This window comes from Pseudomonas nicosulfuronedens, assembly GCF_005877905.1.
Lineage (GTDB): Bacteria > Pseudomonadota > Gammaproteobacteria > Pseudomonadales > Pseudomonadaceae > Pseudomonas > Pseudomonas nicosulfuronedens.
In genome coordinates this window covers 71,318-95,239 of sequence record NZ_SWDV01000022.1, presented here as the reverse complement: position 1 = coordinate 95,239, position 23,922 = coordinate 71,318, and the positions used below count along the sequence as shown (strand labels likewise).

Annotated in this window: 23 protein-coding genes; 11 read left to right on the top strand and 12 right to left on the bottom strand. The window is 64.4% G+C overall.

Going from position 1 to position 23,922, the window contains the following annotated elements:
* Positions 1–23: 23 nt before the first annotated feature.
* Together FAS41_RS17395 and FAS41_RS17390 are read left to right on the top strand one after the other, a co-directional pair.
* Positions 24–905 carry an ABC transporter permease subunit gene (locus FAS41_RS17395; protein WP_171049503.1) on the top strand — a complete coding sequence of 294 codons (882 nt, stop codon included), beginning with the start codon at positions 24–26 and terminating at the stop codon, positions 903–905.
* Positions 902–1,774 carry an ABC transporter permease subunit gene (locus tag FAS41_RS17390; protein WP_024762146.1) on the top strand — a complete coding sequence of 291 codons (873 nt, stop codon included), beginning with the start codon at positions 902–904 and terminating at the stop codon, positions 1,772–1,774. The genes FAS41_RS17395 and FAS41_RS17390 overlap by 4 nt, the downstream gene beginning before the upstream one ends.
* 408 nt (positions 1,775–2,182) lie before the next feature.
* On the opposite strand, the gene FAS41_RS17385 is transcribed toward FAS41_RS17390, so the two are convergent.
* Complete coding sequence (locus tag FAS41_RS17385) at positions 2,183–4,570, bottom strand: penicillin acylase family protein (RefSeq protein ID WP_138524414.1); 2,388 nt, start codon at positions 4,568–4,570, stop codon at positions 2,183–2,185.
* Positions 4,571–4,677: 107 nt separating this feature from the next.
* Here FAS41_RS17385 and FAS41_RS17380 point away from each other — a divergent pair, with 107 nt between their 5' ends.
* Positions 4,678–5,727, top strand: coding sequence for an AraC family transcriptional regulator (locus FAS41_RS17380; protein WP_138524412.1), 1,050 nt, complete (start codon positions 4,678–4,680; stop codon positions 5,725–5,727).
* Between the two features lie 3 nt (positions 5,728–5,730).
* Here FAS41_RS17380 and FAS41_RS17375 read toward each other — a convergent pair whose 3' ends face one another.
* Both FAS41_RS17375 and FAS41_RS17370 read right to left on the bottom strand, forming a co-directional pair.
* Positions 5,731–6,243, bottom strand: a complete 513-nt coding sequence (locus tag FAS41_RS17375; protein WP_138524410.1) for a transcriptional regulator — start codon at positions 6,241–6,243, stop codon at positions 5,731–5,733.
* Positions 6,244–6,331: 88 nt separating this feature from the next.
* Complete coding sequence (locus tag FAS41_RS17370) at positions 6,332–6,907, bottom strand: DUF6436 domain-containing protein (protein ID WP_138524408.1); 576 nt, start codon at positions 6,905–6,907, stop codon at positions 6,332–6,334.
* Positions 6,908–7,030: 123 nt separating this feature from the next.
* On the opposite strand from FAS41_RS17370, the gene bipL reads away from it, so the two are divergent.
* Complete coding sequence (gene bipL / locus FAS41_RS17365; protein WP_138524406.1) at positions 7,031–7,969, top strand: phospholipase BipL; 939 nt, start codon at positions 7,031–7,033, stop codon at positions 7,967–7,969.
* Positions 7,970–8,122: 153 nt separating this feature from the next.
* Here the strand turns inward: bipL and FAS41_RS17360 are convergent, their stop codons facing one another.
* On the bottom strand, positions 8,123–8,863 hold the full coding sequence (locus FAS41_RS17360) for a hypothetical protein (protein WP_138524404.1): 741 nt from the start codon (positions 8,861–8,863) through the stop codon (positions 8,123–8,125).
* Positions 8,864–8,963: 100 nt separating this feature from the next.
* On the opposite strand from FAS41_RS17360, the gene FAS41_RS17355 reads away from it, so the two are divergent.
* Positions 8,964–9,590 carry a 2OG-Fe(II) oxygenase gene (locus FAS41_RS17355; protein ID WP_138524402.1) on the top strand — a complete coding sequence of 209 codons (627 nt, stop codon included), beginning with the start codon at positions 8,964–8,966 and terminating at the stop codon, positions 9,588–9,590.
* A gap of 23 nt (positions 9,591–9,613) precedes the next feature.
* On the opposite strand, the gene FAS41_RS17350 is transcribed toward FAS41_RS17355, so the two are convergent.
* The gene (locus FAS41_RS17350; protein ID WP_138524400.1) at positions 9,614–10,162 is read right to left on the bottom strand and encodes a DUF6160 family protein; all 549 of its coding nucleotides are present in this window, start codon (positions 10,160–10,162) and stop codon (positions 9,614–9,616) included.
* A 256-nt stretch (positions 10,163–10,418) separates the two neighbouring features.
* Between FAS41_RS17350 and FAS41_RS17345 the strand changes: the two genes are divergently transcribed.
* Positions 10,419–10,913, top strand: coding sequence for a 2-thiouracil desulfurase family protein (locus tag FAS41_RS17345; protein WP_045215561.1), 495 nt, complete (start codon positions 10,419–10,421; stop codon positions 10,911–10,913).
* A 140-nt stretch (positions 10,914–11,053) separates the two neighbouring features.
* A complete protein-coding gene (locus FAS41_RS17340; protein ID WP_138524398.1) occupies positions 11,054–11,485 on the top strand; it encodes a DUF4399 domain-containing protein in 432 nt (143 codons plus the stop codon).
* Positions 11,486–11,548: 63 nt separating this feature from the next.
* Here the strand turns inward: FAS41_RS17340 and serA are convergent, their stop codons facing one another.
* Positions 11,549–12,778 (bottom strand): phosphoglycerate dehydrogenase, encoded by a 1,230-nt coding sequence (gene serA / locus FAS41_RS17335; RefSeq protein WP_045215566.1) that lies wholly within the window; start codon positions 12,776–12,778, stop codon positions 11,549–11,551.
* Positions 12,779–12,968: 190 nt separating this feature from the next.
* Between serA and FAS41_RS17325 the strand changes: the two genes are divergently transcribed.
* The 4 genes from FAS41_RS17325 (at position 12,969) to FAS41_RS17310 (ending at position 16,696) form a co-directional block, all read left to right on the top strand.
* Positions 12,969–14,363: an FAD-binding oxidoreductase gene (locus tag FAS41_RS17325; RefSeq protein WP_138524396.1), complete on the top strand. Its 1,395-nt coding sequence runs from the start codon at positions 12,969–12,971 to the stop codon at positions 14,361–14,363.
* A 159-nt stretch (positions 14,364–14,522) separates the two neighbouring features.
* Positions 14,523–15,188, top strand: a complete 666-nt coding sequence (locus FAS41_RS17320) for a fumarylacetoacetate hydrolase family protein (RefSeq protein ID WP_045215570.1) — start codon at positions 14,523–14,525, stop codon at positions 15,186–15,188.
* Positions 15,189–15,272: 84 nt separating this feature from the next.
* The gene (locus tag FAS41_RS17315; protein WP_138524392.1) at positions 15,273–16,193 is read left to right on the top strand and encodes an SdiA-regulated domain-containing protein; all 921 of its coding nucleotides are present in this window, start codon (positions 15,273–15,275) and stop codon (positions 16,191–16,193) included.
* Positions 16,194–16,312: 119 nt separating this feature from the next.
* Positions 16,313–16,696: a NirD/YgiW/YdeI family stress tolerance protein gene (locus FAS41_RS17310; RefSeq protein ID WP_138524390.1), complete on the top strand. Its 384-nt coding sequence runs from the start codon at positions 16,313–16,315 to the stop codon at positions 16,694–16,696.
* A 277-nt stretch (positions 16,697–16,973) separates the two neighbouring features.
* Here FAS41_RS17310 and FAS41_RS17305 read toward each other — a convergent pair whose 3' ends face one another.
* The 6 genes from FAS41_RS17305 to FAS41_RS17280 all read right to left on the bottom strand — a co-directional run bounded on the left by FAS41_RS17305 (position 16,974) and on the right by FAS41_RS17280 (position 23,700).
* The gene (locus FAS41_RS17305) at positions 16,974–18,005 is read right to left on the bottom strand and encodes a histone deacetylase family protein (protein WP_045215578.1); all 1,032 of its coding nucleotides are present in this window, start codon (positions 18,003–18,005) and stop codon (positions 16,974–16,976) included.
* A gap of 46 nt (positions 18,006–18,051) precedes the next feature.
* Positions 18,052–19,473: an APC family permease gene (locus FAS41_RS17300; protein WP_138524388.1), complete on the bottom strand. Its 1,422-nt coding sequence runs from the start codon at positions 19,471–19,473 to the stop codon at positions 18,052–18,054.
* A gap of 385 nt (positions 19,474–19,858) precedes the next feature.
* Entirely contained in the window at positions 19,859–20,908 is a 1,050-nt protein-coding gene (locus tag FAS41_RS17295) for an ABC transporter substrate-binding protein (protein ID WP_017520829.1), read from the bottom strand.
* 43 nt (positions 20,909–20,951) lie between these two features.
* Entirely contained in the window at positions 20,952–21,740 is a 789-nt protein-coding gene (locus FAS41_RS17290) for an ABC transporter permease (protein ID WP_045215587.1), read from the bottom strand.
* Positions 21,737–22,654: an ABC transporter permease gene (locus tag FAS41_RS17285; protein WP_138524386.1), complete on the bottom strand. Its 918-nt coding sequence runs from the start codon at positions 22,652–22,654 to the stop codon at positions 21,737–21,739. Before FAS41_RS17285 ends, FAS41_RS17290 begins: the two co-directional genes overlap by 4 nt.
* On the bottom strand, positions 22,651–23,700 hold the full coding sequence (locus tag FAS41_RS17280; RefSeq protein WP_045215592.1) for an ABC transporter ATP-binding protein: 1,050 nt from the start codon (positions 23,698–23,700) through the stop codon (positions 22,651–22,653). The genes FAS41_RS17285 and FAS41_RS17280 overlap by 4 nt, the downstream gene beginning before the upstream one ends.
* Positions 23,701–23,922: the final 222 nt, after the last annotated feature.

The following is a 23,922-nucleotide window of genomic DNA, read 5'->3' as shown; positions in this document are numbered from 1 at the left end:
TCAGCAAATCGCTCATGAAGCGCCTGCCTACGGGCCGGCATGCCGTGATCGGTGTGCCGTTCTTCTGGCTGTTCCTGTTCTTCCTGCTGCCCTTCGCCATCGTGCTGAAGATCAGTCTGGCAGCCGCAGACGTGGCCATTCCGCCGTACACCGAAGTGTTCCAGTACGCCGACCAGACGCTCCAGGTCGTGATGAACCTGGGCAACTACCTGATGCTGACGGACGACCCGCTCTACATCGATGCCTACCTGGGCTCGCTGAAGATGGCGGCGATCAGCACTTTCCTCTGCCTTGTTATCGGTTACCCGATGGCCTACGCCATCGCCCGCGCCAGCAAGGAAATGCAGACCGTCCTGCTGCTGCTGATCATGATGCCGACCTGGACGGCGATCCTGATCCGCGTGTACGCCTGGATGGGCATTCTGTCCAACAACGGCCTGCTCAACAGCTTCCTGATGTGGCTGGGCATCATCAACGAGCCGCTGACGATCCTGAACACCAACTTCGCGGTGTACATCGGCATCGTCTACTCGTACCTGCCCTTCATGGTCATGCCGCTCTACGCCAACCTGGTGAAGCACGACATGAGCCTGCTGGAAGCCGCGTCCGACCTCGGTGCGCGCAGCTTCACCAGCTTCTGGAAGATCACCGTCCCGCTGTCCAAGAACGGCATCATCGCCGGCTGCATGCTGGTGTTCATCCCGGCGGTGGGCGAGTTCGTGATCCCGGAACTGCTGGGTGGCCCCGAGACGCTGATGATCGGCAAGGTGCTGTGGCAGGAGTTCTTCAACAACCGTGACTGGCCGGTGGCATCTGCCCTTGCTGTCGTGATGCTGGCGATCCTGATCATCCCCATCATCCTGTTCAACAAGAACCAGGCTAAAGAGCTGGAGGGCAAGGTATGAACAAGCGTTGGTCGTTCTCCAACATCATGCTGGTGTTGGGCCTGCTCTTCATCTACGTGCCGATGATCATCCTGGTCATCTACTCCTTCAACGGCTCCAAACTGGTGACCGTGTGGGGCGGCTGGTCGGTGAAATGGTACGTCGGCCTGCTGGACAACCAGCAGCTGGTCGGTTCGGTGTTCCGCTCGCTGGAGATCGCCTGCTACACCGCGATCTCCTCGGTGGCCCTGGGTACCCTGGCTGCCTTCGTGCTGACCCGCATCCCGCGCTTCCGTGGCCGTACGCTGTTCGGCGGCATGGTGACCGCGCCGCTGGTCATGCCCGAGGTGATCACCGGCCTGTCGCTGCTGCTGCTGTTCGTTGCCATGGCCCAGCTGATTGGCTGGCCGCAGGAACGCGGCATCGTGACCATCTGGATCGCCCACACCAGCTTCTGCTCGTCCTACGTGGCAGTGGTGGTGTCGGCGCGTCTGCGTGAGCTGGACCTGTCCATCGAGGAAGCGGCCATGGATCTGGGCGCCAAGCCCTGGAAAGTGTTCATGCTGATCACCATCCCGATGATCGCCCCGTCGCTGGCGGCGGGCGGCATGATGTCCTTCGCGCTGTCGCTGGATGACCTGGTGCTGGCCAGCTTCGTGTCCGGCCCTGGCTCCACCACCCTGCCGATGGAAGTGTTCTCCGCCGTGCGTCTGGGCGTGAAGCCGGAGATCAACGCCGTCGCCAGCCTGATCCTGCTGACTGTCTCGCTGTTCACCTTCTTCGCCTGGTACTTCACCCGTCAGGCCGAGGAACGTCGCAAGCGTGCGATCCAGGAAGCCATGGAGTCCAACGCGACCGATTGGCAGAAGGGTTCGACAGCCACCGCCTGACGCCGTCTTGTCGGCCGGTTGTATCCGGCGATTGTCGAACCACGGGCCACCTTCGGGTGGCCCGTGTTTTTTGCTCACACGTTATTCCGAAGTGCTTGGAAAATCGGGACTTATCGGAAAAATCCGTGGGTCGCAAAGTCTCGCTCCCGGCCGATTGCCAACTACGCTTGAAGTGTTCGGATGCGTTGTCCGGTCACCCCCCGAACCAGGGCCGGGCCGCGCAGCCGGCAAACTTCCAGTGACGCCTTTTGGCACTCCGTGCGGGAGACGGCGCCCAATACAACACCCCGATCGTTATCCCAGGGGAAATACCGCGCCAGGGAGCCTCTGGCATCTCCCGCAGCACTCTCTACATCCACCCATGAAAAACCCCGCCGAAGCGGGGTTTTTCATTTCTAACAGAACGAATCAGCGACGGACGGGGATCAGTCGCAGGATGCCGTGGGTATTGGCCTTCACTTCGTTGTCGTCATAGTGCTGTGGCAGATACTGGCCTTCGATATAGGCCTCGGCCTGGTCGTCGTAGTGCTTGTCGAACGGCACGCCGCTCTGGCCGACCGGATTGATGCCCAGGCTATGGGCCGGGTCGGCGAAGTCGATCAGGCGACGAGTGGACGGGCCGTAGACCACTTGCCAGGGCGCCGGGCCGACACGGGCGGAGAGGTTGTTCGGCACCTCGTGGCCGCCCGGCGCGGCGAACGGGCCGACATTGAAGAGTCGGTCCAGCGGCTTCTGCTGGCCCAGCGGGTGGCCGTGAGTGAGGGTGTGCGCCTTGCCCCACTGCCACTGCTCCGAGTCCTGGCCGAGTTTTGCGCGCAGGTGCGCCAGGCTGTCCTTCCAGGCGGCCTTGACGATATCGGCGCGGGTTTCCCGCTGCGGCGTCTTGCGGTTGTCCCACCAGGGCGACTGCTCGTCGGCGGCCAGACGCGGCAGGGCCACGTCGAGCACGCGGGTGGACAGCAGGTTGTCGAAGAAGGCGTCGCCCATTTCGTCGCGCATGGCGCCATCGGCCACCTGGTAGAGCAGCTGGTTGAAAACTGTCGCGGTGACGGAATCCAGCGGATGGTCGCCCTGCCAGTTGGCCAGGTTCTCCACCAGCGCCTTTTCTTCGTCGGTCGCAGCGGCCTCACGCAGGATTGGCAGCAGCGGCTTGAGGAAGCGCGGGCCATAGCCGGTGGCGGTGTCCAGTTGCAGCGCCTGGCTGTTCTGCAGGTCCCACTTCACCGAGTTGTCGGACAGGCGCTTGTTCAGCTGCTGGCCTCGATCGGGCAGGTTGTAGTAACCGGGCACCGGTCGGCCGTTGGCCGGCACCGGCTGGAAGTTGGCGGAGACGATGTAGCCGCGCGCCGGGTTCTCTTCCTGCGGGTTCTCGCTGAAGGGGTAGAAACCGGTCTTGTCGGCCTGGCTGCTGGCGCCGTCGAGCAGGAAGTTCGGGTTGACCCCGTCCGGACGTACCGGCAACTGCGCCGAGGCCCACCAGCCGATGTCGCCGTGGGCATTGGCATAGACCACGTTGAGTCCCGGCGACTGAATTTTCGACGCCGCCGTGCGCGCCTTGGTGAGGGTGTCGGCGCGGTTCAGTTCGTAGAAGGCGTCGAGGATCGGGTTCTGGGTTTCCAGGAAGGCCCACCACATCGCCACTGGGGTCTTGCCCGAGGCGGTACCCAGCGCGTCGTTGACCAGCGGGCCGTGGGGCGAGCTGCGCAGGGTAATCTTCACCGGCGCCTCGCCCTTCACTGCGATGCTCTGCTCCTCGCTCTTCAGGTCCACCCACTGGCCGTGGTACCAGACCTGGTTGGGGTTGTCGGGGTTGACCTTCTCGGCGACCAGATCGACGTCGTCGTTCTGGAACATGGTCAGGCTCCAGCCGAACTGCAGGTTGTGGCCGAGCGAGGCGAAGGGGTTGAGCGCCTGGTAGTGGCCATACAGTTCGAAGCCCGGTGCGCTGGCCTGCATCTCGTACCACACCGCCGGCACGGCGAAGCGGATGTGCGGGTCGCCCGCCAGCAGCGGCTTGCCGCTCTTGGTGCGGCTACCGGAAACGGCCCAGGCGTTGCTACCCTCGAACTGCGGCAGGCCGGCCTTCTCCAGCGCCGCGTGGCTCAGCCGGGCGATGGCGCTGAGGTCCTGCCAGTCGGCGGCGGCCAGCGCCTTGGGAGTCATCACGCCTTCGGGGTGCCAGTCCAAGTCGAAGACCTTCAGGTAGTCCGCGCCCAGCTCGTCGCGCACGTAGGTCAGCACCGGCTCGGTACGGAAGGCGGCGGCGAAGCTGTAGGCCATGTAGCCGGCAACGCTGACGGTGTCTTCGGGCGTGAAGGCGCGCTTGGGAATGCCGAGGATGTCGAACTCCACCGGGCGCGGGTGACTGTCCTGGAACTGGTTGACGCCATCGAGGTAGGCGACCAGCGCCTTCCACGCGGGGGAATTCTTGTCCTGGGTCTTCACGTACTCCGCCGCGTGGTCGCGAATGCGCAGGCTGCGGAACATGCGGTCGGTGTCCACCAGCTTGGGCCCGAGCACCTCGGCCAGCTCGCCACGGGACAGACGCCGCAGGATTTCCATCTGGAACAGGCGGTCCTGGGCGTGGACATAACCAATCGCCCGGTACATGTCCTCCTCACTGCCGGCCTTGATGTGCGGCACGCCACGCTCGTCGTAGCGGACCGTGACTTCGCTGGCGAGGCCGGCCAGGGGCAGTTGTCCATCGCGTACCGGCTGCTTGCCGTGCAGGTACCAGCCGGCACCGGCCGTTGCAGCGGCGATGACGACAGCGAGGACAGTCAAAGTGCGTTTCATGCGGCAACTCCTTGTTGTTATGCGGCGATTTTGCAGTGGATGCCGCTCGTCGCTCATTGACCAAATGTCTCGTGGCTGGAATTCTCCGGTCAATTCCAGGAGTGACCATGGCCGCCCCCAAGTTGAACTTTCCCGCCACCCCGGCGCTGACCCAGTCCGCTACCCTGCGCCGCCAGCTGTATGAGGCGCTTTCGGTGCTGGGCTTCGACCCCACCGACATCTACCGCCAGGCCCTGCAGAAGGTGCGCTTGCCGCCGCCGGCGCAGAGCGGTCGTCTGGTGCACGACGACGCCCCCTTGTTCTGGACGACGCTGGACGAGATTACCGGCGACGCCGATATCGGCCTGCACCTGGGCGAGGCGATGAAGCCGCGGTTACTCGACGTGGTCGGCTACCTGCTGATGGCCAGCAGCGACCTGCGCGAGGCGCTGCACAGCTTCCTGCGCTTCCAGCACATCCTCTCCGGTGGCTTTGCCGCGCAGATGCGCGAGGAGGGTGAGCAGATTCGGCTGATCCTCGACCTCAACTACCTGGGCACCAGCAACCTGCGGCAGCAGATGGAGTGCCTGATGCTGCTGTTCCTCAAGCTGCTGGCGCTGATCACCGACGATGAATTCCGCGTCCAGGCCATTGAGTTCCGCCATCCGCAGCCGCGTCGGCTGAGTGAGCACCGGCGGCTGTTCGGCCTGACGCCGAGCTTCGGCAAGCCTAATGACGCACTGCTGTTCGACCGTGCCCAAATGGCCCGGCCTTCGCGCACCGGCAACCCGGTGCTGCACCGTTTGCTCACCGAGCATGCGCGGGAACAGTTGGGGACGCTGGACGAGAACGACCTGCTCAACCGCCTGCGCTACCTGCTCGGCATTCGCCTGGGGGAGGAGGAATGCACGCTGCAAAGCTGCGCCCGCGAGCTGGGCGTGCGCCCTGGATTGCTGCAGCGCAACCTGGCGAGCCGCGCGCAGACCTTCAGGGAAGTGCGGGAGGAGGTGCGCCGGCAGCGTGCGGCGCAATTGCTGGAGCAGGGCGAGGCGATCCGCGAAGTGGCGCGGGCCTGTGGGTTCGCCGAGTTGTCGCCGTTCTATCGCGCGTTCAAACGCTGGTATGCGATGCCGCCCGAACGCTATCGCCAGCGCCTGCAGGGCGGCACCGAAGGTTGAGGATTACTCGGCCAGCGGGATTTCGCGGCTGACTTCCAGCAGCGCCATGGCGTCGAGCTGGTCCTCGATCTGCAGGAAGCGCAGCGCGCGTTGCGGCGAGACTTCCTTGGCGATGCGCTTGAGGTACTTCTCCTTGAGGTCCTGCTTGTCGTCTTGCAGCTCCAGCACCTGCTTTTGCAGTTTTGCCGCGTCGTCGTTGCTCACCGAGCCGGTGTTATAGCTGTTGGCGTAATCGATGATGATTGCCAGGGTCTGCTTGCTCAGCTTGTCCGCCTCGGTACGGTAGCTGTTGTAGATCGGCCAGAACTTCTCGGTTTCCTGGGGGGTGAGCTTCATGTTGGCTTCGACGATGCGCTTGCGCTTGTAGTCGATGTCGGCGATGCGGTTGTTGATGGCCTGCTTGTGCTGCTCCATCACCTGTTTGCTGTTGGGGGCATCTTCGGCGTGGGCGGCCAGGGGCAGGACAAACCCGGTGGAGAGAATGGCGCAGAAGGCGAGGGCGGAAGGAAGACGCATGCGGAAAGCTCCTTGGTAGCGATCGGCCCTTCATGGGCCGGCGATCCAAGTGTAGTCACGGATTGGCCATCGTCTTCGTTGATGCGGCTCAGTGCTTCGCGCCATCCCAGGGGCAATAGCAGCCCACCGCCAGGGTGTGGGTCGCGTTGACCTGGCGCCCCTGCACCAGCGCGTCAAGGATCGGTTCGATGAAGCTGTTGCCTGAGGTACACACCGCGCCTTCGCTGTAGGGGCCGAAGTAGGCCAGCTTGCCCTGCGCGTCCCAGATGGCCACGGCGGGGCTCGCCGGCAACTGTTCGGCCCCGGGCAGGGAGTCCAGCGCACGCATCGATTTCAGTGTGTCGGGGAGATGTCCTCGGCTGCCGGGCTTCTGCACGGCGAAGAACTCCACGCCCTGCGGACCGAAGCGCTGGATCAGCTCGGCGAGGTGCTGCTGGTTGCCGACGTTGCACGGGCAGGCCGGGTCCCAGAAGTGCACCAGGCGAATCTTGCCGGGGCCGGCCAGTTGTGCGGGCAGCATCAGGTGGTCGCCGGAAAACAGCTGCGGCTGGTGGCTGAACGGGCGGATGAAACGGTTCTCGTACCACCAGTAAGTGGCGAGCAGTGCGCCCAGGCAGAGCGCGGCGATCAGCCAGGTGAGCAGCGATTTTCGGCGTGAGGACATGGCGGCGACCAGTGACAGAGTCGGTAAGATAGCCGACAAGCTTGCCACGGGGGCGAGCGCGGCAGAATATCCCGCTGCTGCCCGCGCTCCTTTCGTCACCCGCCTGCCAGAAGCGAAAAGCCCATGCCTGAAGCCTTCCAGCCCGATCTGCTGCGCTCCCTGCTGCGACCTCTGACCGCAGAGGCGAACGAGGTGGGCATCGCGCTGTACCAGCATTTCTACGGCCTTGACCTGCACGCCCGTCACCCGGGCCTGCAGAGCCGGCTGGGCATCTTCGAGGCCGGCGGTTACCAGATTGCCGCGCAGTACTGGCGACCGGTGCTGGCGCGGGGAACCGTCGTACTGCTGCACGGCTACTACGACCATATGGGGCTTTACCGCCACGTGATCGACTGGGCGCTGGACATGGGCTTTGCCGTGCTGGCCTGCGACCTGCCGGGGCATGGGCTTTCCGGCGGTGCTGTCGCCAGCATTGGCGATTTCGCCGAGTACCAGGTGGTGCTGGGCGCCCTGCTCGACCAAGCCCAGACGCTGGAGCTGCCGCAACCCTGGCACCTCTGCGGGCAGAGCACCGGTGGGGCGATCCTGCTGGACTACCTGCTTACCGGTGCACCGCGCCCCGAGCTGGGCCGTACCATCCTGTTGGCGCCGTTGGTTCGACCGCGGGCCTGGGGCTGGTCGAAGTTCAGCTATCAGTTGCTGCGGCCCTTCGTGGACTCGATCCCGCGGCGCTTCAGCGATAATTCCAACGACGCCGAATTCCTCGCCTTCCTGCGCGACCGCGACCCGCTGCAACCCAAGACCCTGCCCACGGCCTGGGTCGGCGCGCTGGCGCGCTGGATTCCCCGCATCGAGGCGGCCGGCCATGGCGCGCAGAGCCTGCTGGTGGTGCAGGGCGACGCCGACGAGACGGTGGACTGGCGTTATAACCTGAAGGTGCTGGAAGAGAAGTTCGAGAAGATCGAATGCCTGCTGCTTACTGGTGCACGGCACCACCTTGCAAACGAAAGCGAGACGTTACGCAGGCGCTACTTCGATTTTCTCAGTGAGCGGATGGCATAGCGAGGCAGATGCGGGGGAGGGATTCGCTGTAGTCGAGGGTGTGTCCTTCACTCCTTGCGCCATGATCCTCAGGCGCCACCCTCTGTACAGCGGGTGCCATTCTAGGAGGAGCGTTCCTCGGAGTGGTCCTCTAGCGGTGTCGGTCTTTTCCGATCACTGTCCGTCGGAGGAAACCGATAATCCAGCCTTGAGGGCGGCCAGGGCGGCGCGGTAGTAGTCGCGGCCGGCCGGCGACTCGCTGAAGTCGGCGAACTGCCCCAGCTCGGCATCGCTCAGGCCGCGATAGACGTACAGCAGGGTGTTGTCGAGATCGGCGCCGATCTGGCTCATCAGCTTCTGCCGCTGGCCTTCGAGCATGCCCTGGGTGGTGCCGCCGCCAAGCAGACCGGGAAGCATCTGGCTGAGGCTGTCGGCGGCCACGCTGGCCAACGCCAGGCTGACTTCGGCGCCGGCTTCGCGGGCAGGGAGCACCTGGCTCAGGCGATGGACGACCTGCTTGCGCGCATCGCTGGCCTGCTGGCGTGGCAGGCCGTTGGCGTACTTCTGCAACTGGTCGCTGCGGGTGGCCAGGGTCTCGGCGCCGGCAACCTTGCGGCCCAGCGGGGATTCGAAGAAATTCACCGCCGCCGTGCTGTCCGGCAGGCTCTGGCGCAGGCCGTTGAGGGCGCGCTGGTCGATGTCGGCGGGGGCGAAGCGCTGGTTGCTGTTGTCCACCAGCGTCTGGTACAGCGCCGGCGGCAGGTTGCCCTGGTAGCGCTTCTGCGCGGCATGCAGGGCGTCATTGAAGTGCGCTCGCTGTTCCGGCCAGCCGGCGGCCTGGTACAGGCGCTGGTAGTTGTCGGCCAGGGCAGGCATGCCCAGTACAAGAAGGGTGAGGGCCAGCAGTACGCGCATTGCAACTCCTTTTGGGCGGCAGGGTTCGCTCGCCGGAGGCTATTGTCGGCAAGGCTTGCCCCGCTTGTCGAGACACTGGCGCCGGACGTTACAATACGCCATGCATTTCGACGCCCCTTCTCCATTCGTGCAAGGCCCCCTCCTGCAAAGCATCGTTGACGACCTCGCCGAGAAGGGCTGGTCGCAGCAGGACGCCTTCCTTCCCGATGCCCTGATCGCGCAGCTGGCGACGGAATGCCGTGCCCGCGACGCGGCCGGCAAGCTGGCCTCCGCGGCCATCGGAAGGGGTGAGGGGCAGGCCGTGCGCGAAGGCATTCGCGGCGACCGTATCCAGTGGCTGGAGCCCGGCCAGTCCGAGGCCTGTGACCTCTACCTGGGCGCGCTGGACGCGCTGCGCCAGCAAATCAATCGCTCGCTGTACCTAGGCCTGGAAGACTTCGAAGGGCACTTCGCGCTCTATCCGCCGGGGGCGTTCTACCAGAAGCACCTGGACCGTTTCCGCGACGATGACCGCCGCGCCCTCTCCGCCGTGTTCTACCTCAATCGCGACTGGCCGGTGGCGCAGGGCGGCGAACTGCGGATGTACCTCTCCGACGAACGGACACTGGACCTGTCGCCGCTGGCCGGCCGGCTGGTGGTGTTCCTCTCTGGCGAGTTCCCCCACGAGGTGTTGCCGGCCAGCCACGAGCGTCTGTCGCTCACCGGCTGGTTCCGCCGCCGCGGCTAAGCCTCGCTCCGAACCCCGAGGCGTCAGTGGCCCCAGATCTTCAGGGTGCCGCTGATGTCCTGGATGTCGCGTACTTCGATGCTTCCCAGCTTTCCGCCGCCCACGTAGAGATCGCCGGCTACGCGCAGGCGGATAGTCTGTGACGGTAGCCCGCTGGCATTGAGTTGCTGGTTGATGGTGGTCAGGTCGGGCAGGGTCAGCGCCAGTTGCTGCTGGCCGCCGGCACCCTGCACCACGTCCACCTGCAGGGTCGGTTGCTCGATGCCGAAGATCGGCAGGCTCAGGCCCAGTTGCGCGGGCCCATAAGGCAGGCTGCCGCCACGGCCGTCGGGGCAGTCCCCGGCGCTCACGCAGCCGTTGTCGATGAACACGTTGCGCAGTGAGACACTGCCGCCGTCATCCTTCCACGCCACGCTGTCCATGCGCGCCAGCACGTCGGCGCGGATGCTGATGCCGTCCTGGCCACTGATGGCGCCCAGGCGCTCGTTATCCAGGGCCTGGAGCTCGGCGAAGGCAAAGGGCAGGTAGGACAGCGCGGCGAAGGTGGCGGTGCAGAGCAAGAGGCGAGGCATGACGGAGGCTCCATGGCGATTGGCCGATGCGCGAGTCTGGGTGGCGGCCTGCCTGGCGGCCAGTGCCGGACGGCTGTTCCCGTCGAAGGTTGTGTTTCAGCGCTGTGCCGACGGCCGGCGAGCCGCTCAAGGACCCGACTTTCGGCGGGGCGGAAACCTGTTGCGACAGACGCACCGATGAAAGTTGAGTTACCCGGCGTGACCGGCAAACGGCGAGCGGCTAGTCTGTCCCCTTCCAAAAGGGAGTGATTCGCCCATGCAGAAGGTTCTCGTCAGCCGCTGCCTGCTTGGCCATCGCGTCCGCTACGACGGCGGCGCGCACGGGCCATTCGACCTGCTATCGCGCTGGCTGGACCAGGGGCGGGTGGTGGCACTGTGTCCGGAGGTGGCCGGTGGTCTGCCGACGCCCCGCGCCCCGGCGGAGATCCCTGGCGGCCAGGGCATGGCGGTGCTGGAGCGGGCGCGCCCGGTGATGACGGTGGAGGGCGAGGACGTCAGCGACGCTTTCCTGCTCGGCGCCGAGGAGGCGATGGCGCTGGTGCGTCGCCACGACATTCGCCTGGCGGTGCTCAAGGCGCGCAGCCCGTCCTGCGGCAACCGCGAGAACTACGACGGCAGCTTCAGCGGCCAGAAGGTTGCCGGTGAAGGCGTCACTGCCGCCGCGCTCAAGCGCATGGGCGTGCTGGTGTTCAGTGAGGAAGAGCTGGATGCCGCCGCCGTCTGTCTGGCCGGGCTGGAAGCCGGAGGCTAGAGCGCTCGCCGTCACTCGAAGATGCACTATTTTGCTTGAGCCTCGCGCCGTGGCGCCTATGCTTGTGCGTTCCATGCGTGAGGCGAGGCCGGCCTGAGCGGGTCCTTCGCCTTTCGATTTCCATGTAGAAGGAGAAGAACATGAGAACCCTGCTGCCTTGCCTGGGCCTTGCCGCGCTGCTCGCCGGCACCTCTGCCGTTGCCGCCGATATCCCGCGTACCCCGGCTCCGGAAGGCGCGAAGGTGTACTTCATCGAGCCGGCCGACGGTGCCACGGTGGACAAGACCTTCACCGTCAAATTCGGCCTCAAGGGCATGGGCGTCGCGCCGGCGGGCGTGGACTCGCCAGCCACCGGCCACCACCACCTGCTGATCGACCTCAAGGAGCAGCCGGCGATGAACCTGCCGCTGCCGATGACCGACCAGATCAAGCACTTCGGCAAGGGCCAGACCGAGACCCAGGTGACCCTGCCGCCAGGCAAGCACACCCTGCAGCTGCTGGTGGGCGACAAGAACCACGTGCCCTTCGACCCGCCGGTGGAGTCGCAGCAGATCACCGTCAACGTGAAGTGATCGTTTTCCAGGCATGAAAAAAGGAGGCCCAAGGGCCTCCTTTTTCTTTGCTGCTAACCGCGCTTAGAACAGCACGCGGCTGCGGATGGTGCCGTTCACGTGCTGCAGCTTCTCCAGCGCCAGGTCCGAGTACTCGGCGTCGACGTCGATCACCACGTAGCCGACCTTGTCGTTGGTCTGCAGGTACTGGCCGGAGATGTTGATGCCATTGTCGGCGAACACCTTGTTGATTTCGCTCATCACACCCGGGATGTTCTCGTGGATGTGCAGCAGGCGGTGTTTGCCCGGGTGTGACGGCAGGGCCACTTCGGGGAAGTTGACCGAGGACACCGAGGTGCCGTTGTCGCTGTACTTGACCAGCTTTTCGGCCACTTCCAGGCCGATGTTGGCCTGGGCTTCGGCGGTGGAGCCGCCGATGTGCGGGGTCAGGATCACGCGATCCAGGCCGCGCAGCGGGCTTTCGAACTCGTCGTCGTTGGACTTGGGCTCGACCGGGAACACGTCGATGGCGGCGCCGATCAGGTGCTCGTCCTTGATTGCGGCGGCCAGGTGGTCCAGCTCGACCACGGTGCCACGGGCGGCGTTGATCAGGATGCCGCCTTTCTTGATGGCGCGGATTTCCTTCTCGCCGATCATCCACTGGGTGGACGGCAGCTCCGGCACGTGCAGCGAGACGATGTCGGACATGCCGAGCAGCTCGTGCAGGTTGCCGACCTGCTGGGCGTTACCCAGCGGCAGCTTGGTCACGGTGTCGTAGAAGAACACCTGCATACCCAGGGCCTCGGCCAGGACCGAGAGCTGGGTGCCGATCGAGCCATAGCCGACGATGCCCAGCTTCTTGCCGCGGATCTCGAAGGAGTTGGCGGCGGACTTGATCCAGCCACCACGGTGGCAGGAAGCGTTCTTCTCCGGAATGCCGCGCAGCAGCAGGATGGCCTCGGCCAGCACCAGTTCGGCCACCGAACGGGTGTTGGAGTAGGGCGCGTTGAACACGGCGATGCCGCGCTCGCGGGCCGCGTTCAGGTCGACCTGGTTGGTGCCGATGCAGAAGCAGCCAACGGCGATCAGCTTCTTGGCAGCGTCGAAGACTTCTTCGGTCAGCTGGGTGCGGGAGCGGATACCGATGAAGTGGGCATCGGCAATCTTTTCCTTCAGCTCGTCACCGGACAGAGCGGTCTTGAGGTACTCGATGTTGGAGTAGCCGGCTGCCTTGAGGGTGTCGACGGCGTTCTGGTGCACGCCTTCAAGGAGAAGGAATTTGATCTTGCTCTTGTCGAGAGAAGTCTTGCTCATCTGCTTTGAACCTGTAGTCCCGGGATGTGGCGAGAAATTGAACAGCTCAGGCCGGACCGGCCGGTGCCAAGCTTGGCGCCAGGTGGCGATCTGCGTGGGGTGCGTATGCTAGCATGTTCTCCCTTTTCCTTGCCCGGTTGCGACCTGAGCTGTTCTCAGGACGACCATGAACCATTTGAGAGTTCCTCCAATGACCCGCGACGCCCTGATCGAATCGCTCAAGCCCCTGCTGGATGCCGGGAAGCTGCTGACAGACGCCGATTCCCTCGACACCTACGGCAAGGATTGGACCAAGCATTTCGCCCCGGCGCCCCTGGCGATCGCCTTCCCCAAGAGCACCGAGCAGGTCCAGGCCATCGTCCGCTGGGCCAATGAGCACAAGGTCGCGCTGGTTCCCTCCGGTGGTCGTACCGGCCTGTCCGCCGCTGCTGTCGCGGCCAACGGCGAAGTGGTCGTGGCTTTCGACTACATGAACAAGGTGCTGGAATTCAACGAGTTCGATCGCACCGTGGTCTGCCAGCCGGGCGTGATCACCAAGCAGCTGCAGACCTTCGCCGAAGAGCACGGCCTGTACTACCCGGTGGACTTCGCTTCGTCGGGTTCCAGCCAGATCGGCGGCAACATCGGCACCAATGCTGGCGGGATCAAGGTCATTCGCTACGGTATGACCCGCAACTGGGTCGCTGGCATGAAGGTCGTCACCGGCAAGGGCGACCTGCTGGAGCTGAACAAGGACCTGATCAAGAACGCCACCGGCTACGACCTGCGCCAGTTGTTCATCGGCGCCGAAGGCACCCTGGGCTTCGTGGTCGAGGCCACCATGCGCCTGGAACGCCAGCCGAAGAACCTCACCGCGATGGTCCTGGGCACCCCGGACTTCGATTCGATCATGCCGGTGCTGCACGCTTTCCAGAACAAGCTGGACCTGACCGCGTTCGAGTTCTTCTCCGACAAGGCCCTGGCCAAGATCATGGCCCGTGGTGACGTGCCGCCGGCCTTCGAGACCGACTGCCCGTTCTATGCCCTGCTGGAGTTCGAGGCGAGCACCGAGGAAGTGGCCAACGAGGCACTGGCCACTTTCGAACATTGTGTAGAGCAGGGCTGGGTCCTCGATGGCGTGATGAGCCAGAGCGAGCAGCAGCTGCAGAACCTGTGGAAGCTGCGCGAGTACATCTCCGAGACCATCTCCCACTGGACGCCGTACAAGAACGACATCTCCGTCACCGTCGGCAAGGTCCCGGCCTTCCTCAAGGACATCGACGATATCGTCGCGGCCAACTACCCCGACTTCGAAGTGGTCTGGTTCGGCCACATCGGCGACGGCAACCTGCACCTGAACATCCTCAAGCCCGAGAACCTGACCAAGGACGAGTTCTTCGCCAAGTGCGCGACCGTCAACAAGTGGGTGTTCGAGACGGTACAAAAGTACAACGGCTCCATCTCGGCCGAGCACGGTGTGGGCATGACCAAGCGCGACTACCTGGGTTACTCTCGCTCCGAGGCTGAAATCGGCTACATGAAGGCAGTCAAGGCGGTGTTCGATCCCAACGGGATCATGAACCCGGGCAAGATCTTCGCCGAATAAGCTGCGGTATCCAGAAGGGCCGGCTCTTTGGAATAGAGGGGCCGGCCCTTCGTACGTCAGCGTCACGGGAAGTGGCGCGTGCGCCGGCAGGATGCGGGCAACCGCCTGGGATCACGAGGCCCGCGCGGATCATCTCTTCCATGCGTTCAGGAGTCGGTCATGAGTTACCAGCACCAGTATGTCGATGGCACCCCGATCCATTTCACCCTGGGCAAGGTGGTCTGCGTCGGCCGCAACTACGCGGAGCACGCCAAGGAGCTGAACAACCCGGTACCGACCGAGCCGCTGCTGTTCATCAAGCCGGGTTCCTGCACCGTCTCCCAGGCGGGTGGCTTCGCCATTCCGGAAGATCGTGGCTCGGTGCACTATGAGGCGGAAATCGCCGTGCTGATCGGCAAGCCGCTGTCGCGCAAGCCGAGCGCCGAGGAAGTGCTGGATGCCATTTCCGGTTATGCCCCGGCGCTGGATCTGACCCTGCGCGACGTACAGGCCAAGCTGAAGGAAAAGGGCCTGCCCTGGGAGCTGGCCAAGTCCTTCGACGGCGCCTTCGTGCTGGCGCCCTTCGTCAGTGCTGATCATTTCCCTGACCCGACCGACATCGGCATCCGCCTGGTGATCGACGGCGAAGTCCGCCAGGACGGCAACAGCCGCGACATGCTCAACCCCATCGTGCCGCTGATCCAGCACATCTGCGGGCACTTCTCGCTGCAGCCCGGCGACGTGGTCTCCACCGGCACCCCGGTCGGCGTCGGCCCGCTCAAGAGCGGCAGTGACGTGGTGCTGGAACTTCCCGGTGCCAGCCGATTCGAAAGCCGCGTGCTTTAACTCCGTTGTCCCGCCGAAGGCCGCCGTTTGTGCGGCCTTCGCTTGTTGCGGGGCACCTCGCCGTGCTGACCAACAAGAGTCTTCATGACCATGTCCATCCTTCGTCCTCGCTGGCTGCTGCTGGCCCTGCTGTTCATCCTGGTGGTGCTCGGCTACCTGACGTCCCGCTTCCACTGGGATGACCGCGCGCGTCTCTGGTTGCGCGAACAGGACACCAGTACCCAGGCGCGCTCGGAAAGCATCTGGCTGCCCGGTTACCGGGCGGTGATCCAGGCCAAACCGCTCCGGGGTGGCATCGAAGGGCAGGAGACCTCCGACCTGGCCTACAATCCGGTGACCCGCACCCTGTTCACCGTGACCGGCAAGAAACCGCTGCTGGCCGAGCTGTCGCTCACCGGTGACGTTCTGCGGGTGATCCCCCTGCTGGGCATGTCCAACCCCGAAGGCGTGGCGGTGCTGGAGAACGGCAATATCGCCGTGACCGACGAGCGCCAGAATTCCCTGACCATCTTCCACGTCGACCCGCAGACACGCGAACTGAGCACCGCAAAGCTGTCCAGTTTCGACCTCGGTCCGCGCGGCAAGAAGAACAAGGGCATCGAGGGCATCGCCTGGGACCCCCGCCAGCATCGCCTGGTGCTGGGCCAGGAGCGTGACCCACTGGCGCTGTTCAGCCTCGCCAGTGACGGCGGGGCCAGCCTGAGCGGTGCGCTCCAGCCCATGCCCAGCGATCTGCTGATGACCAACGTCTCGGCGCTGAGCATCGACCCGCGGACCGGCCATACCCTGGTGTTGTCGGCGGAGTCACACCTGCTGCTGGAGCTGGACGAGAAGGGCGAACCGATCAGCTTCATCAGCCTGCTCGGCGGGCTCAACGGCCTGGACGACCGCATCCCGCGTGCCGAGGGCGTGGCCATCGACGAGCAGGGCACCATCTACATGGTCAGCGAGCCGGACCTGTTCTACGTGTTCAAGCGCGAGGCGCAGTCCGGCGAGGGGAACTGATCCAGATCGGAGCAATGCGGGCGTTTGCGGTCTTAAGCTTGGATTAAGTCCCGATTCAGGATGGTTTCAGCCGTCGGCACTAAGCTGAACCCATCAAAAACGCCCCAGGAGGCACTTCCATGAAACTGACTCACCTCCCGCTGATCGCCGCCGTTGGCCTGTTCTCCACCGTCACCTTCGCCGCTGGCGGCTACACCGGCCCGGGCAGCGATGCCCAGCCCGCGGCCGCTGCCGCCGGCCAGATCACCACGGTGAAACAGGCCCAGGCCGCCGCCGATGACACCAAGGTCGTACTCGAAGGCACCATCACCAAGCGCATCAGCAGCGAGCACTACGAGTTCAAGGACGCCACCGGCAGCATCCAGGTCGAGATCGACCACGACGATTGGCCGGCCGGTACCTCGGTTTCCGAGAACACCAAGGTGCGTCTGACCGGTGAAGTCGATCACCACAAGCAGAAGCCCACGGACATCGATGTGGACCGCGTGGAAATCCTCCAGTAACCCACTCTCGATAAAAAGCCGCGCCGGGAACCCCATCCCCGGCGCGGCTTTTTTTGCATTCCTTGCCCTTGGTGGTCGCGCTGGAAGACTCTTTGGCTCCCTCTCCCCGGCCCTCTCCCTGAAGGGCGAGGGAGTCGTTCGGCGTTGCCGGAAAGTGTGGAGTTTCGCTTGATGCCGCTCAGTCCCCTCTCCCTTCGGAGCGGGGCGCGTAGCCAGGGTTAGGGAGAGGGGCTCTCCGGCCCGCGCCGAAGGCTCAGGCGTTCAATCCCACAGCACTTCAACCGATGCTTTCAAACCCCTGCAGCACGTTGATCGCGTTGATGCCGATCTCTTCCACCGCGTAACCGCCTTCCATCACGAACAGGGTCGGCAGGCCCAGCTTGCCAATGGCTTCGCCCATGCGCAGGTAGTCCGGGCTGTCCAGCTTGAACTGGGAGATCGGGTCTTCCTTGTAGGTGTCCACGCCCAGCGACACGATCAGCACGTCGGGCTTGTACGCCGAGATCTGCCGGATCGCCGCCTGCAGCGCCAGGCTCCACACCGACCAGTCGCTGCCCGAGGCCAGCGGATAGTTGAAGTTGAAGCCTTCGCCCACGCCCTGTCCCTTTTCGTCGGCGTAGCCGAGGAAGTAGGGATACTCGAAGCGCGGGTCACCGTGGATCGAGGTGAACAGCACGTCGGCGCGGTCATAGAAGATGTCCTGGGTGCCGTTGCCGTGGTGGTAGTCGACGTCGAGGATGGCCACGCGGTTGGCGCCCTGGTCGAGGATCGACTGGGCGGCGATGGCCGCGTTGTTGAAGAAGCAGTAGCCGCCCATGAAGTCCGCCGAGGCGTGGTGACCCGGCGGACGGCACAGCGAGAACACCGAGCGCGCGCCCTTGGCCAGTTCGGCCTGGCCGGTCATCGCTACGTTCACCGAGCTGAGCACCGCCTGCCAGGTGCCGGCGGTGATCGGCGCGCCGGCGTCCAGGCTGTAGTAGCCCAGGCGCCCGTCGATGCTGTCCGGTTCCTTCTGCCGCAGGCGGCGGGTCGGCCAGCAGATCGGCAGCATGTCGTGGGTCCGGCCGGTGGCCAGCCAGTCACGCCAGGCGTGTTGCAGAAACCGCACGAAGCCTTCGCTGTGCACCCTCAGGATGGGGTCCAGGCCGAAGTCGCGCGGGGCCTGGATGTCGCCCAGTTTTACCGCCTTGGCCCGGTCCAGCACCATGTCGGCGCGGCTGGGCTTTTCGAAGCAGGGGGTGAACTGGCCGCCGATCAGCTCGTGCTGACCGTGGTGCAAGCGATGGTCGTCGGTATAGATCGTCAACATCACGCGCTCCTGAGGGCGCCTCCGGGCGCCCGTTGGGTTCTGGTTGTCAGGCGTTTTCCTCGAAATTCACACTCGGTGCCTTGCGACGGAAGCCGCCGGTATGCACCGCCAGGTAAGCGAAGCCGACCGCGAACCAGCTCAGGCCGACGACCAGCGTCAGCTGCGAGAGGCTGGTCCACAGCCACAGGGTCAGGCACAGGCCGATGAACGGAATCGCCCCGTACAGCAGGACGTTCTTCGCGCCGCGGCGGCGCTCGACCCCCAGGTAGGTACGGATCACTGCCAGGTTGACCACGGAGAAGGCCACCAGCGCGCCGAAGCTGATCATCGAGGCAAGGGTGGTCAGGTCCAGCACGATGGCCAGCAGGGAAACCGCCGAGACCACCAGGATCGCCACCACCGGGGTCTGGAAACGTGCGTGCAGGACGCCGAACAGGCTACGCGGCAGGATGCCGTCACGGCCCATGGTGAAGATGATGCGCGACACCGAAGCCTGGGACGCCAGCGCCGAGCCGATGCAGCCGGCGATGTAGGCGGAGGTGAAGAAGTTGCCGAGGAACTGGCCACCGGCCTTGAGCATCACCTCGTTGGCCGCCGAGTCGGCGTTCTGGAACACGCTGCCGGGGAACACCAGTTGGCTGATGATCGCCAGCAGGGTGAACATCAGGCCGGCGATGACGGTGGTGATGATGATCGCGCGGGGAATGTCGCGGCGGGCGTCGCGGGTTTCCTCGGCCATGGTCGATACCGCGTCGAAACCCAGGAACGACAGGCACAGCACCGCGGCGCCGGCCATCAGCGGGGCGAAGCCAGGCTGGCTGCCATCACCGACGAAGGGCAGGCTGAAGTCGATCGCCGCGCCGCCGGACAGTGTCTTGATCGACATGACCACGAACACCACGATGAACACCAGTTGCGCGCCGACGATCACGTTGCTCATGCCGGCGACCTGGCTGATGCCGACCACGTTGAGCACGGTCACCAGGGCGATGGAGGCGACCACGAACATCCAGGCCGGGATTTCCGGGAAGGCGATGTTCATGAACAGGCCGATGAGCAGGTAGTTGATCATCGGCAGGAACAGGTAATCGAGCAGCAGCGACCAGCCGGACAGGAAGCCGACCACCGGGCCGAAGCTCAGGCTGGTGTAGGAGTATGCGGAGCCGGAGATCGGGTACTTGCGCACCATGAAGCTGTAGGAGGCTGCAGTGAACAGCATCGCCAGCAGGGTGATCAGGTAGGCGGTGGCGGTACGGCCGCCGGTCATCTCGGTGACCACGCCGTAGGTGGTGAACATGGTCAGTGGGACCATGTAGACCAGGCCGAAGAAGACCAGGGCGGGCAGGCCCAGGACGCGTTTCAGGCGGGCGTCGGCGCTGGCCGGGGTGCCCTGTTGGGTGTTCTGTGGAGCGCTCTTTGGAGCGGTCTTTGGAGTAGGTGCAGTGCTGGCGCTGTGTTGGCTGGCCATGGGGGAATCCTCGCGATTTTTATGATGGCTTGCGGGCGGCGTTCGGTGGCCGTCCTGATGTCGTCGGCTTACGGCTCAGCCGCAGTGCTGACGACGCGCGAGGAATGAGGGTGTGTGCTGCAGGTTGACGCAAAAGCTGGTCATGGGCGTTCTCGGGGCATTTGTTCTTGTGGATAACGCGCTCGCGTTCCCTCGGGAAATCCCTGCGCCATCTGTGATGGTGCAAGGGCTGGCCGCCTTTCCAGCCGCTCCCTGCGCGAGCCGCCCGACTCTAGCAACCGAGGGTGTCGGGCAGAACCCTGCAAAGGGTCAAAAAGGGATCGAAATGGCCAAAATGGCTGTCAGAATCACCCGGCGCGCACCGCCGCGCCGGGTGACCTGTGGGTCATTTCTTCAGCTTGGTCCAGACCTTGGAGCGCAGTTGCAGGGCCTTGGGCGAGCAGAGCTTGAAGGGCTTCAGGCGATCCAGCTTGTCCGCCGGGGTGTTGATCGCCGGGTCGTCGAACAGCTCCTTGTCCATGAACTTGTCCGAGCCTTCGATCGCGTTGTTGTACTTGGCGAAGTTGGAGGCCAGGGCGATGTTCTCAGGCTGCATCATCCAGTTCAGGAAGGCATGGGCCTCCTTGATGTTGGTGGCGTCCTTGGGAATGGTCAGGTTGTCGATGAACAGGCGCACGCCTTCCTTGGGATAGACGTAGACCAGGCTGGCGCGCTGGGCGTGGGCGCGGTGGAAGGCGCCGTTCCATTGCTGGTGCATGGAGACCTCGCCGGCGGCCATGCGCTCGATGGTGCCGTCGCTGTTGTACATGGCCAGCATCGGTTTCTGCTTGAGCAGCAGGTCCTGGATCTTCGCCGCCTCTTTCGGGTCCTCGGTGCACTCGTCGACGCCCAGGTAATAGGATGCCGGGGCGTAGAGCTCTTCGATGGAGTTGAGCGCGACGACCTTGCCTTTCAGCTCGGCCGGCGGCTCGAAGAACGGCTTCCAGCTCTCATCCAGCTTGCCGCCGGGGACCTTGGCGCTGTCGTAGCTGTAGCCGGTGGTGCCCCACAGATAGGGCACGGAGTAGTCGTGGCCCGGGTCGTAGGTCAGGGTCTTGAACTTGTCCTTCAGGTTGGCCAGGTTCGGCAGCTGCGACTTGTCGAGCTTCTGCAGCAGGCCTTCCTTGACGAAGATCTCGATGAAACTGTCCGACGGCACGACCACGTCGTAGGCGCCGCCGCCGGCCTTGAGCTTGGCCAGCAGGGTTTCGTTGCTGTCGTAGGAGTCCAGGGTGGCGTGGATGCCGGTGTCCTTCTCGAACTTCTTCAGCAGCTCCGGCGGGAAATAGTCGGACCAGTTGGCGAAGTGCAGGGTGCCTTCGGCGTGGGCGCTGCCGGCCAGCAGCAGGCTGGCGGCGACGAGCGCGCGGGCGATGGGGGTACGGCGGAATTTCATCGGTGAAGCTCCTTGCAATGTTGTTTTGTTTGGCGGCAGGAGGTCAGCGGCGACGCTGGCCGACGTAGTACGACAACGCAACGAACGCGATGGAAATCAACAGTATTATTGAAGATATGGCGTTGATCTTCGGGGAAATCCCCATTCGAATGGAGCTGAAGATGTACACCGGCAGGGTGGTGGCCCCGGCGCCGGCGACGAAGTAGGTGATGACGAAGTCATCCATCGAGATGATGAACGCCAGCATCGCCCCCGACACGATCCCCGGCGTCAGCAGGGGGAAGGTCACCTTCCAGAAGGTCTTCCACGGCGAGGCATAGAGATCCGCCGCCGCTTCCGCCAGCCGTGGGTCCATGCCTTCGAGGCGGGCGCGGATCGGCAGGTAGGCGAAGGGAATGCAGAAGACGATGTGCGCCAGCAGGATGGTGAACAGCGACAGCTTCAGGCCGATGAAGGCGAAGAACATCAGGGTCGCCACGGCGGTGACGATCTCCGGCACCAGCAATGGCAGGCCCAGTACGCCGCTCATCAGCGTCTGCCCGCGGAACGAGCGACCGCGCATCCCCAGTGCGGCGAGCGTGGCCAGGGTGGTGGCGACGACGGTGGCCAGGGTGGCGACGATCAGCGAGTTCTTCGCCGCGCGAAGGATCTCCGGGTCGTCCGCGACGACCGAGTACCACTTCAGGCTGAAGCTTTCCCACAGCGTGGCTGACTGGCCGCTGTTGAAGCTCAGCACCACCAGCACGAAGATCGGGATGTAGAGGAAGGCGAAGAACAGCCAGGCGGCGGGCCGGACCCCGGTGAAGCGCCAGAGCGGGTTGGCCGACTTCATGGATGACCTCCCGACGCGCCCTGTTTGAACCGCATGCTGTAGATCATCATCGCCAGCAGCACGAAGGCCAGCAGGGCGAAGGACAGCGCTGCGCCGAACGGCCAGTTGTGTGCCGTGCCGAACTGCAGTTGGATCAGGTTGCCGATCATCAGCGACTTACCGCCTCCCAGCAACTCGGGAATGATGTAGCTGCCCAGCGAGGGAATGAACACCAGAATGCAACCGGCGACGATGCCGGGCATGGCCAGCGGGATGATGATTCGCTTCAGCGCCTTCCAGCGGTTGGCCCCCAGGTCGAAGGCCGCCTCCACCAGGCGCCAGTCCATCTTCTCCAGACTGGTGTAGATGGGCAGGACCATGAACGGCAGGTAGGTGTAGAGCAGGCCGATGATCACCGCGTTGTCGGTGTAGAGGATGCCCAGGGAGGCGTCGGAGAAGCCCAGCCCGTGCAGGCCTTCGTCGATCAGCCCGCCATTGCGCAGCAGCAGCATCCAGGCATAGACCCGCACCAGCAGGTTGGTCCAGAACGGCACCGTGACCAGGAACAGCAGCAGGTTGCGCCGGCGTTCGTCCTGCAGCGCCAGGTACAGCGCAGTGGGGAAACCGATCAGCACGCATCCCAGGGTAGTCAGGATCGACAGCCAGAACGAGCGCTGGAAGATGCCCAGGTAGTCGGCGTTGAACGACAGGCTGTCGTCCAGGTCGCGTTCCCAGAGGAAGTTGATGTAGGCCTCGACGGTGTGCTGGCCCCACTTCACGCCGCCGTAGTCCCCCGGTGCCTGGATCGACACGGCGAACATGATGCCCAGCGGCAGGACCAGGAATACGATCAGCATGATCATCGCCGGGCTGGTCAGGGCCAGGCGGTTGAACAGCGATTTGCGTTCCGCTTGTGCGCGTAGTGTTGTACTCATTCGGCCAGCACCCGGATGGCGGTGGCGGGAACGCGGACCCGCACCCGCGCGCCGGGCGCGTGGGTGGAAAGGGCGCCGTCGCGGTTCTGCTGACGGACCCGGAAGCCGCCCTGACCGGCGACATTGAGGTGGTACACGGTGTCGGTGCCAACGTAGACGATGTTCTCGACCACGCCTTCGAGCTGGCCGTCCTGCGCCAGCTCGGTGCGCTCCGGGCGAATCGCCAGGGTCACCTTGCCCGGCAGGGTGGTGGCGGCCGGGAGCAGTTGGCCGTCAGCCAGGCGCACGCTGTCGCCGCTGGATTCGCCTTCGAGGAAGTTGGTCTCGCCGATGAAGTCGGCCACCAGGCGGTTGACCGGCGCCTCGTAGATCTCGGTGGGTGTGCCGATCTGCATGACCTTGCCGCGACTCATCACCGCGATGCGGTCGGACATGGTCAGCGCTTCTTCCTGGTCATGGGTGACGAAGATGAAGGTGATGCCGGTCTCGTGCTGCAGGCGCTTGAGCTCGATCTGCATTTCCTTGCGCAGCTTCAGGTCCAGCGCGGAAAGCGATTCGTCGAGCAGCAGCACCTTGGGCCGGCTGGCCAGGGCACGGGCCAGGGCGATGCGCTGTTGCTGTCCGCCGGAGAGCTGGTCGGCGCGGCGCTTGCCGACGTCGGGCAGGCGCACCAGGTCGAGCATCTTCTGCACGGTGGCGTCGATGTCGCTGCGCTGCTTGCCCTGCATTTCCAGGCCGAAGGCGATGTTCTCCGCCACGGTCATGTGGGGGAACAGGGCGTAGCTCTGGAAGACGGTATTGACCGGGCGCTTGAAGGGCGGAAGGCCTTCCATCGCGTCGCCATACAGGCGAATGCTGCCGGAGGAGGGTTGTTCGAAGCCGGCGATCAGTCGCAGCAAGGTGGTCTTGCCGCAGCCGGATGGGCCGAGGAGGGTGAAGAATTCGTTGGCGCGGATTTCCAGTGACACGTCGTCCAGGGCCTTGAGGCCTTGTCCGGGTGTACCGAACTCCATGCATATCCGCTCGATGGTGATCGCGCTGGTCATGCTCGTACCATGCAGTTAAGCAGTTGTTATTGTTGAGGTTTTACGGTTTCTAGGACCGTTTCACCTAGCTGCGGATTGATAATGACCAAGCGCCGGGATACGCAGAACGATAGATCAGGCCAATAAGGGATAAATCAGGCCAAGTTGAAAATGCACTCTGACATGCTGGATTTCGGGCGTCAGCGGATTGCTGTGCTGGACGGTCTGGGGGCGTGGAGGTGG